The following is a 1150-nucleotide window of genomic DNA, read 5'->3' as shown; positions in this document are numbered from 1 at the left end:
CAACCACGCCAGCGCCCACGGTACGGCCGCCTTCGCGGATAGCGAAGCGCAGACCTTCTTCCATGGCGATGGGGGCGATCAGCTTGACGGTGATCGACACGTTATCGCCAGGCATCACCATTTCCTTGTCGGCGGGCAGCTCGATGGAGCCGGTCACGTCGGTCGTGCGGAAATAGAACTGGGGACGGTAGTTGTTGAAGAACGGAGTGTGGCGACCACCTTCGTCCTTGGACAGCACGTACACCTCAGCCGTGAAGTGGGTGTGGGGCTTGATGGAGCCGGGCTTGCACAGCACTTGGCCGCGTTCCACGTCTTCACGCTTGGTGCCGCGCAGCAGCAGGCCCACGTTGTCGCCAGCCTGGCCTTGGTCCAGCAGCTTGCGGAACATTTCCACGCCGGTGACGATGGTCTTCTGGGTGTCGCGGATACCGACGATTTCGATTTCTTCGCCGACCTTGATGATGCCGCGCTCAACGCGACCGGTCACCACGGTGCCACGGCCGGAGATCGAGAACACGTCTTCCACAGGCATTGCGAAGGCACCGTCCACAGCGCGCTCGGGCGTGGGGATGTAGGTGTCCAGGGCTTCAGCCAGACGCAGGATGGCGGGCTCGCCCTTGTCGCTTGCGTCACCTTCCAGGGCCAGCTTGGCCGAGCCGCGGATGATGGGGGTGTCGTCGCCGGGGAAGTCGTACTTGGCCAGCAGCTCGCGCACTTCCATTTCGACCAGCTCCAGCAGCTCTTCGTCGTCCACCATGTCGCACTTGTTCAGGAACACGATGATGTAGGGCACGCCCACCTGACGAGCCAGCAGGATGTGCTCGCGGGTCTGGGGCATCGGGCCGTCAGCGGCCGAGCACACCAGGATAGCGCCGTCCATCTGAGCAGCGCCGGTGATCATGTTCTTGACGTAGTCGGCGTGGCCGGGGCAGTCAACGTGAGCGTAGTGGCGGTTGGCCGTTTCGTACTCGACGTGGGCGGTGTTGATCGTGATGCCGCGGGCCTTTTCTTCAGGTGCTGCGTCGATCTGGTCGTAAGCCTTGGCTTCGCCGCCGAACTTCTTGGACAGAACGGTGGCGATGGCAGCCGTCAGGGTCGTCTTGCCGTGGTCCACGTGACCGATGGTGCCCACGTTGACGTGGGGCTTGGT

At 63.3% G+C, this 1150-nt stretch carries 1 protein-coding gene; it reads right to left on the bottom strand.

From position 1 onward, the window contains the following. A partial coding sequence (gene tuf / locus DTS01S_RS29245) for an elongation factor Tu (protein WP_034369543.1) occupies positions 1-1150 on the bottom strand: 1150 nt, incomplete at both ends.

Origin of the sequence: Delftia tsuruhatensis NBRC 16741, assembly GCF_001571325.1 — a bacterium.
Taxonomy (GTDB): domain Bacteria; phylum Pseudomonadota; class Gammaproteobacteria; order Burkholderiales; family Burkholderiaceae_C; genus Comamonas; species Comamonas tsuruhatensis.
This window is presented reverse-complemented; position numbering and strand designations above follow the sequence as displayed.